We start from the raw sequence: 9090 nt of genomic DNA, 5'->3' as shown, positions 1-9090 counted from the left end.
GTGACCTTCTTGATGGTCTTCTTGCCAATCTTCTTGACTACAACCTTGAGTCCAAGGTCCTGAAGATCCTTGACCGCCTTAGCTTCTTCAATAGAGTAGAGATTTGGGATGTAGGCATATTGAGTTCCCTTATAGATCACAATTGCAACTGCAGCACCTTTATTGGCTGTGCCACCACCGACAGGGGTTTGGGAGATTACTTCGCCAGCTAATTTCGTTTCACTAAATGCATAAGTAGATGTGACTTTAAAGCCAGCATCAGTTAATTCATTGAGCGCTTGTTCACCGCTCTTGCCAAGATACGAAGCAAGAGCAACTTGTTCGATGCCCTTTGAGACCGTCAAAGTGACAGTTGTATCTCGCTTCACCTTTCTTCCTGATGCAGGATTTGCTGAAATGACAAAACCCTTGGGAACGGTGGAGTCAAAGATTTCGATATTGGCTGCAACTTTGAGCGGATACTTCTGCAATGCAGCCAGAGCGGCATCTGGAGTAAGGCCTTGCACCATTGGAATGACATATCGCTCTGGACCCTTAGAGAGAACAATCTTCACTGTTCCACCTTGATCAATCTTCTCGCCACCGGCAGGAATTGATTCGATGACATGGTCTGCTTCAATTTCTTCACTGTAGCGGCGTTCAACAACGATAGAGGTTAGCCCAAGCGGTGTAAGAGCAGCTGAAACTTCAGTAGAGGTTGCACCTACAGTAGAAGGAACAACGACGCGTGAGCCAGGGCCGATTAAGATATACCAACCGGTGACACCAAGGGCGATAGCCATTGCAACAGCAATCTTGCGGTTTCGGCGAACACGTTTACTTGCCTTCTTACGCTTGGCAACTTGTGCAGTTGTCTCTGGCTGTGCTGCAACCTCTGTCTTCTCCGGTTTACGTGAAACCCCAGAGAGTGAAAGGCTTCTGGTGCGTTCTACTAGCTTTCGTGACTTTGGCTTCTTAGCGGGGCGCATTGGTTGGATGGGAATATCAAGCTCAAGGCTGAGCTGATTCTCTTGTGGATTCAGACGCATATTAATTGCCGTCAGAAGGGTATGGAACTCAGATGCATCTCTTGGTCGTTCATCTGGATCTGCAGCTGTAGCTTTAAAAATCAACTCATCAAGGTCTGCTGGAAAATCTGAAATCAGCGAGCTCACACGAGGTACGCGCTCGTTGACATGCATATATGCGATTTGAATTGGTTCAGCGCCATCGAATGGTTTGCGCCCAGTAAAAATTTCAAATGCAGTAATACCCACCGCATAAACATCGGATCGAGAATCTGCAACGCCACGTTGAACTTGCTCGGGGGAGAGATAAGAAACACTTCCGAGAATGACACTGGATTCAGCTGTCATTGTGGTTCCCAGGAACGGACCTTTTGCAAGGCCAAAATCTGCAATCTTGATGCGGCCCTCTTTAGAGACCAAGATATTTTCTGGCTTGATATCGCGGTGCACAATGCCTTGCTTGTGAGCCGCAGAGAGCGCACTTAAAACAGGCAGTAAGAAGCGGATTCCATCTCGATAAGTAACTTGACCTTGTTCATGGAGGTATTCGCGCAAGGTGTGACCTTCGACCATCTCCATCACGATAAAGATCGCTGGCGTTCCGCTCTGATTCCATCCTTGATCTTGTACGGCAACAATATTGGGGTGGGAGAGAGCCGCCGCCGCTTTTGCCTCGCGGATAAAACGCTCAACGAATTGTTCATCTTGAGCCAAGTGCGGATGCATGATTTTCACTGCAACTTTGCGATCGAGGCGAATATCAAAACCTTCATAAATGCTCGCCATACCACCGGTGGCTACTTGGCGAAGGAGCTGATATCGCCCATCAATGAGTTCACCGGTGAGATCAGACACGAGGGGATTCTAGTTAGATAGGACGAAATCAGCTGCGTTCTGTGAGTCATTGTCGCGAAAATGTTCTGCCTGCATAGTAAGCCAGCGCTGCATCTGTTGAGAGATTGAATCACCATCACGTCGAAGAACTCGTTCTAATCCGGCATCAGGTTCGATATCAATCCATATTGATGCTGTCAGATAAGGACGAACTGATACCTGCGAAGAACCCACTCCTTCCAGGATGAGCAAATCAGATTTCGGCAGCTCGGTGGCGGGGCCGTATTGACCAGTTGACCAATTGAAGCGAGAGAGCGAGAGCGTCTGCGAATTCTGGTGCGCACGTGATGCTCCGACTAGTGCATCGGAGAGATGGTGATCAAATGGAGTGTCCCAACCGTTATAGAGATCATCCATATGCAGAGTTGTGCACTTATATTTAAGTGAAAGTGCAACGCTTAAATGTTCAGCAAGAGTTGTCTTACCAGCACCCGCCGGACCATCAATAGCGATGATCGGGCGCGCGGTGGATTTACAGAGATCTAATAGCGCGGCGGTGAGTTCCATACCAAGAGCTCCATCCCATCGCAGCCATAATGGTAAAAGCTACATAGAGAACTGTAGTGAAGAGAAGGCCTTGTGAAAGGTAAAGCGCTGTATACCCGGCATCGACTACAAGCCACAACGGCCAGCTGTCGTACTTCTCGTAGACCATCAGAATCTGAGCGGCGAGGCTTCCAAAGAGGAGAAGAGAATCTGGAAGTGCGGCTGCCGCTCCAATACTCTTTAAAACAGGAGCGAGTGCGAGAGTTGCAGCGACAATCGCGACAAGCGTCACAAGGCGATACTTATTCTTGAATGGTCCTGGCTTCGCGCCGGTGGGTTCCCAGCCAAACCAGCCCATGACGGCTGCCGCGATAAAGACTAATTGCAGAAGTGCACTTGCCAGGAGATCCCACTGCAAGAAGAGAACAAGGTAGAGAGCGCTGCTGATACCCCACCACGGCCAGGTGATGCGCTTGCCGGTGATGCCAAGTCCAACTCCAATAAATGATGCTATCGATGCAATAAATTCTAGATAAGAGACTTCATATCCCCACGCTGTAAAGAAAATTGAAGACACAATAAACCTCAAACATTCTCAATTCGCATTACCGAACTGGTCAAACGGTCGAACTCATTGTTGAGTTCCTCTCAGCCACCGTGGCTCCCGTACCTAAAACTTTAGCGCATACGTGCAAATAATGTCTGGATGAAAGCAATTCCAGCCACACGTAATCTGCGCCAGGTTGAAGTGGTCGCACGCTTACCAAAAACGTCATATCCATTTTTCTCAACTTCATCAACGATTCCACAATACAGCTCGCTTGCTGCTCGGATACATGGCTGGGAGACAGGGTCAAGGTAAGGAATTCCTGCTTCGGCGATGGCCTGCAAATCTCGAACTCGAGCGATTTGGAATTTAATAGCTTCAATAATTTCTGGTGTCATCTGGCGCTGGAGAAGCATTTCTTCCGATACTCCATAGCGAGCCAACTCATCGAGCGGCATATAAATACGCCCGCGATCAATATCTTCACCAATATCTCGAATGAAGTTTGCTAATTGAAAAGCTGTACCAAGCGCAGTGGCAGCTTCAATGGCTCGAGGGTCGCTATAGCCAAGGATAGGAAGCATCTCAAGGCCAATAACTACTGCAGAGCCGTAGACGTATGTCATGAGCTCTTCATAATTTGAATATCGAGTGATGGTTAAATCCATCTCCATTGACTTCATAAATGCATCGAAGTAATTAAGCGGAATTGAATACTTATGAACCGTATCTACGAGAGCTCTACCGATTAAATCTTCACTCGAGCCTTTTTTAAGATCTGCGAGAACTGAATCGCCCCATGTGCGTAGCGCATTAGCTTTCTCTTGTGGAGAGAGCGTAGAAGCCAAGTCATCAACAATTTCATCGGCATAGCGTGCAAAACCGTAGAGAGCATGAACAGGTGGTCGCTTCGCAGCAGGCAGCAAGAGTGTTGCTAAGTAATAAGTCTTTCCATGAAGAGCGTTGAGACGCTTGCATTCATCGTATGACTTTTGGAGAAGATCTGACATTTACTGAACAGGTCCCACAATGCGTTCTGCGGCAAGTCGACCTGAAATCAACACCATCGGAACGCCTACTCCTGGCTGGGTTCCACTTCCGGCAAAGACAACATTCTCGAAGCCTGCAGCGATATTGCGAGGACGGAATGGGCCGGTCTGGAAGAAGGTATGTGCGCTAGCAAATGGTGCTCCGCGTTCCATTCCTTGTGCCTGCCAATCAAGTGGCGTTGTCATATGTTCGGTCTCAATCGCATCACCGAAGCCTTCATAGCCACGTGCTTCAAGAACGCGAATCATTTGATCGCGATAGCGAGACTTTTCCTTAGTCCAATCGATATCTGCATCGAGGTTAGGAGTTGGGAAGAGGACGTAGTACGACTCTTTTCCTGCTGGCGCAAGAGATTTGTCATCATGAGAAGGAATGGTGACAAGAACAGAAGGGTCGGACATCAAAGTCTTCTTCTTAATAAGTTCGTCAAAGACTCCATCCCATGAATCGCCAAAGTGAATATTGTGATGGGCGACGTGATCGTAGTGACGCGATGATCCCACAAGGAGAGTGACGCACGAAGGTGAGTATTTCAAGCGCTTAATCGAAAGCGGCTCTTTCTCAAGCAGGGTCTTCCACACAACGGGAAGATCAGGGTTCATCACGATTGCGTCGCACTCGAAGCGCTCATCCTTATCGGTAATCGCAGCAGCGACGCGAGAGCCACTCTTTTCAAGTGATGTCACCGTTGAGTTGTAGACAAACTTCACACCGTGTTTTTCTGCGGCAGCAGCAAGGGCACGTGGAACTGCATGCATTCCACCCTTAGGGAAGAAGACTCCATTGACTGAATCCATATAGGCAATGACCGCGTAAATTGCAAGGGCCTGCTGAGGACTTACGCCCGCATACATGGCTTGAAATGAATAGACCTTTTGAAGACGTGGATCTTTCAGGAATTGATTGACCTTGGGCTGCAACTTTCTAAAACCACCCAGCGCAATGAGACGAGCCAAGTTAGGCGTTAATAGATGCAACGGAGAATCGATATTGCGATCAATAAAGTCATTCATCTCATACTTATAGAGCTTGGTAACAAAGTCAACGTAATCACGATAGCCCGCAGCTTCAGTTGCCGAGACTTTCTCGCGAATCTCTTGCTCCATAGCCTTTGTATCCGCATGGACATCAATCTGCGAACCATCGGCATAGAAGGCACGATACAAAGGTGAAACTGGCATCAATTCAAGCCAATCCTTCATATCTTCACCTACGGCGCTAAAAGCATCTTGAATTAATGAAGGCATCGTTAAAACAGTTGGACCGGTATCGAATGCATAGCCATCTTTGTTTAATAGGCCATTTCGACCACCAGGGACTGACTCGCGTTCAATCACTGTGACATCGCGACCGGCACCAGCGAGGCGAAGCGCTGCGCTTAAACCAGCGAGGCCGGCTCCGACAACAACTACTTTCTGCGATGGACCTTTGATGCGTGCAACCATTAAGCGCTCCGTTTTACCGCGCTCAGCGCGATGTAAGTGAGAAATTCTCTCGACGATGGATGAATAGCAGGATCTTCAATGGCAGCCAGTGATTCATTGGTGAGCTTTTCAATCAGATTTTCCAAGCGCACAACTGCACCGGATGCAGTAATCAGCGAACGTAATTCTTCCACCTTAGCTTCCGAGATGCTCGCTGAACCTAGGTATGCGAGAAGTTCTGCCTTTTCGCCTTCATTGAGCGCTTCGAGGGTCATGGCAATGAGCACGGTGCGCTTGCCTTCACGAAGGTCATCGCCAGCTGGCTTTCCGGTGACGGCAGGATCGCCGAAGATGCCGAGAAGATCATCACGAAGTTGAAATGCCTCTCCGAGTGGAAGTCCATATCAGGATAAAGCATCGAGAAGTGGTGCATGAGAGGTTGGATTACCAATGACTGCACCGATATGCAAGGGACGCTCGATTGTGTACTTGCCAGATTTATAACGAGCAATGCGAAGAGAGCGTTGTGCGCTATATGTTTTTTCGCCAGCTTCTCGTACATCAAGATATTGACCTGCCATCAATTCAACGCGCATCTCATCATGAATTGTGTGTGCTGCGAGAAGAGATTCTGTTGAAATACCAGAGGTGTTGAGCATCTGATCAGACCAGACGAGCGCAAGATCTCCGAGAAGAACAGCAGCTGATTCGCCGAATTGAGTTGCAAGTCCATTCATGGCACTGGATTGATGGAGATTTTCAAAGTGACGATGAATTGCAGGCTTTCCGCGACGGGTATCCGAACGATCCATCAGATCGTCATGAATCAAAGCACAGGCTTGGAGAAGTTCAAGGCTAGAGATCGCTCGGATAATTTCGCGGGTAGGTGAGGCGCCAGATGCAAGAAGTCCGGCGTAAGCAAAGAGGGGGCGAAGTCGCTTGCCACCATCAAGGAGAAATTCATCAAGTGCATCGCAGACTGGCACTAGCTCAGAAGCGATTGAAGTGAGATAGCGACGTTGCCCGGCGAGATAATCGGCGAGTTCGCTGCGAATATCTGCGCGGACTTGTTCAATTGTTGTCTTGACCTCGGTTGCCACGCGGCAACGGTACCCTGACACAGTGGAGATGCGCATAACGAACCCGTGGGCTAGTGGCAAGCCAACTTTCTCCTTTGAATTCTTTCCCCCTAAGGACGCCGAGGGTGAAACTCGACTCTGGTCGGCTATCGAAAGTCTCGAATCCATCGCCCCTGATTTCATCTCAGTGACCTACGGAGCAGGCGGTTCAACGAGAGATCGCACAACCCGTATTACCTCTGAAATTTCTCATCACACCAAGATTCCCGCTGTTGCTCATCTCACTTGCGTCGGCTCTACTCGGGATGAGCTGATTGAAATTTTAGGAAAGTATCGCGAAGCCGGAATCAATAACATTTTGGCTCTCCGCGGAGATCCTGTTGGAGGACCGCGCGCTCCATGGGAGACCACCCCAGGTGGTTTTGATCATGCAGATCAACTCGTCTCACTTGCGGCAGAGATTGGTGGTTTTACGATAGGTGTTGCCGCATTTCCAGATGGCCACCCTGCCTCATCCGGTGACTTTGAAAAAGATATTGAAGTCTTATTAGAGAAGGAGAGGCGTGGAGCAACATTTGCTACGACACAATTCTTCTTTGATGTTCAAAAGTGGATCTCACTTGTAGACGCTCTTGCAGCTCGGGGATCATCGATGCCGATTATTCCCGGAATCCTTCCGGTAACAAATGTGAAGCAACTCAATCGCATGTCAGAACTGAGTGGGGTTCCCATTCCCACAGAGATTGCTGAAGCTTTCAATAAAGTTGCAGATAGGCCAGAGGAGGTAAGAAAACTTGGCGTAGATATTGCTACGGATCTCTCTAGCAAACTTCTTGATGCTGGTGCTCCAGGTATTCACTTTTACACTATGAATACCTCTACCGCGACACGCGAAATCTTTGAACGCATTAAAGGAACTCATCGATGAATCGCATCGAATTTAACCGTACTTGGAGCAATCTCCATGGTGGCGTTGAAATTCAAGGAGCAGTCTCACTGTGGCTACGGATCTCTTATGTGATTGCACGAGCACTTGCTTTCTTAAGAGTTACGCCGAATGTCATCACAACTCTTGGTCTGCTTTCTGCGATAGCCATTTACTTCACCTCTTACACAAGTCAACTTTTCTTTCTCGTTATTTTCTCGCTTATCTGTGATGGCGTAGATGGATCGCTGGCTATTTACCGCAATCGCGCAAGCCGTGGTGGAGAGCTCTACGATGCTGTTGCAGATCGCATCTCTGAGGCATTCTGGCTGATGGGCGCGACTTTTGTGGGCGTACCTGTGCGTTGGGCAATCGCAATCTGGATACTGGCTTCAACGCAAGAATATGCACGTGCACGTCTTGCCTCACTGGGATATACGGAAATTGGCGCGGTTACGCCAGCCGAGCGGCCAATCCGCGCTATTTTCGTAGTACTTGTAACCCTCTCTTACTGGCTCGGCTACGAATATGCCACACAGATGGCGATTGCATTTACCGCGCTACAGGCAATCAGTGTTCTGATTGTGATGAGGATGGCACGTTCAATATTGCGTTAGCGACAATCTCTGCACTTAATCCCACAAGCGGCAATCCACCACCAGGGTGCGCGGAGCCTCCTACTAAGTAGAGATTCTTAATAGGGGAGCGATTCTTAGCTCGCAAGAAGGCGGCGCGAGGTCCATTGCTCGACGTTCCGTAAATCGAACCACCAGGTGCATTTACAGCGTTCTGAAGATCTAGTGGCGTGCGAATTTCTAAAAGATCTAATCGATCGCGAATCGAGATTCCCTGAGCTTCAATCTGATCAATTATTGAATTGGCATATCGCTGGTTGAATTCCTTGTCGCTCCAGTCGAAACCTTCTTCGGAATTCTTGATATGTCGTGGGGCATTGACTAGTACAAAGAGCGCTTCATGCCCTTCGCTCTTCACCATCGTTGGATCATTTGGCGAGCAGATATAGATTGTCGGCTTTTCAACCGGCTGCTTTGCTGTAAAAATTGACTCAAACTCAGCATCGTAATTTTCTGGAAAGAGAATTGTGTGGTGTGAGAGTTTTTCATGACTACTTGGTCGCAATCCCAGGAGAAGCGAGAATCCCGCCAGTGACGGCTCGAGCTTTGACTGTGCATTGCGAATCTTCTTTAGCTTGCGACTCTTTGCAGAGATTAAACTATTGTAGGTAAATCCAGCATCAGCATTCGAAATTACGATATCGGCTGAAATGGTAGAGCCATCTGCAAGAGTGATTCCAGAAGTCTTACCGCGTTTTACATCAATCGATGAGACGGGGGAGTTGAGATGAATTTGAACTCCAACTTTTTCACAGCGCTGTGCAATGTGCTGGGACAAGGTGCCGACTCCACCTTTGATATGCCAAGCACCAAAGGATTCTTCGATGAAAGCGATAGTAGATAGAACGGCTGGAGCTTTACGGGGATCAGAACCACTATAGGTTGCGTAGCGATCCATAATTTTCGAAAGATATGGATTGGTAAGCCCAAAATCTCGCAGTGTTGCAAGTGGCGCAATGATGCGAAGGTCACGCAGGATATTTCTCCGCTTTAATAGCGAGAGCGGGCTGCGAAGTTCGGATTCAACAAATGGCTCTCGCGAT

At 48.4% G+C, this 9090-nt stretch carries 8 protein-coding genes and 1 pseudogene; 2 read left to right on the top strand and 7 right to left on the bottom strand.

Annotated features, from left to right (window positions below; translation table 11 throughout):
- The 6 genes and pseudogenes from pknB to ACKOVI_RS05850 form a co-directional block, all read right to left on the bottom strand.
- Positions 1-1862, bottom strand: a 1862-nt coding sequence (gene pknB, locus ACKOVI_RS05875) for a Stk1 family PASTA domain-containing Ser/Thr kinase (protein ID WP_509603162.1), incomplete at its 3' end; no start/stop codon positions are given.
- 9 nt (positions 1863-1871) lie between these two features.
- Positions 1872-2408 (bottom strand): uridine kinase family protein, encoded by a 537-nt coding sequence (locus ACKOVI_RS05870; protein WP_509603161.1) that lies wholly within the window; start codon positions 2406-2408, stop codon positions 1872-1874.
- On the bottom strand, positions 2374-2964 hold the full coding sequence (pnuC, locus tag ACKOVI_RS05865) for a nicotinamide riboside transporter PnuC (protein ID WP_509603160.1): 591 nt from the start codon (positions 2962-2964) through the stop codon (positions 2374-2376). Before pnuC ends, ACKOVI_RS05870 begins: the two co-directional genes overlap by 35 nt.
- 101 nt (positions 2965-3065) lie before the next feature.
- The gene (locus ACKOVI_RS05860) at positions 3066-3944 is read right to left on the bottom strand and encodes a phytoene/squalene synthase family protein (protein ID WP_509603159.1); all 879 of its coding nucleotides are present in this window, start codon (positions 3942-3944) and stop codon (positions 3066-3068) included.
- The gene (gene crtI, locus ACKOVI_RS05855; protein ID WP_509603158.1) at positions 3945-5429 is read right to left on the bottom strand and encodes a phytoene desaturase family protein; all 1485 of its coding nucleotides are present in this window, start codon (positions 5427-5429) and stop codon (positions 3945-3947) included.
- Positions 5429-6508: pseudogene (locus ACKOVI_RS05850) on the bottom strand (polyprenyl synthetase family protein). The gene crtI and the pseudogene ACKOVI_RS05850 overlap by 1 nt, the downstream one beginning before the upstream one ends.
- A 28-nt stretch (positions 6509-6536) precedes the next feature.
- Here ACKOVI_RS05850 and metF point away from each other — a divergent pair.
- Both metF and ACKOVI_RS05840 read left to right on the top strand, forming a co-directional pair.
- The gene (gene metF, locus ACKOVI_RS05845; RefSeq protein WP_509603163.1) at positions 6537-7415 is read left to right on the top strand and encodes a methylenetetrahydrofolate reductase [NAD(P)H]; all 879 of its coding nucleotides are present in this window, start codon (positions 6537-6539) and stop codon (positions 7413-7415) included.
- Entirely contained in the window at positions 7412-8029 is a 618-nt protein-coding gene (locus ACKOVI_RS05840; protein WP_509603157.1) for a CDP-alcohol phosphatidyltransferase family protein, read from the top strand. The genes metF and ACKOVI_RS05840 overlap by 4 nt, the downstream gene beginning before the upstream one ends.
- Here the strand turns inward: ACKOVI_RS05840 and ACKOVI_RS05835 are convergent.
- A partial coding sequence (locus ACKOVI_RS05835) for a phytoene desaturase family protein (RefSeq protein ID WP_509603156.1) occupies positions 7983-9090 on the bottom strand: 1108 nt, incomplete at its 5' end. The genes ACKOVI_RS05840 and ACKOVI_RS05835 overlap by 47 nt on opposite strands.

This window comes from Candidatus Planktophila sp., from assembly GCF_046070465.1.
Lineage (GTDB): Bacteria > Actinomycetota > Actinomycetes > Nanopelagicales > Nanopelagicaceae > Planktophila.
This window is presented reverse-complemented; position numbering and strand designations above follow the sequence as displayed.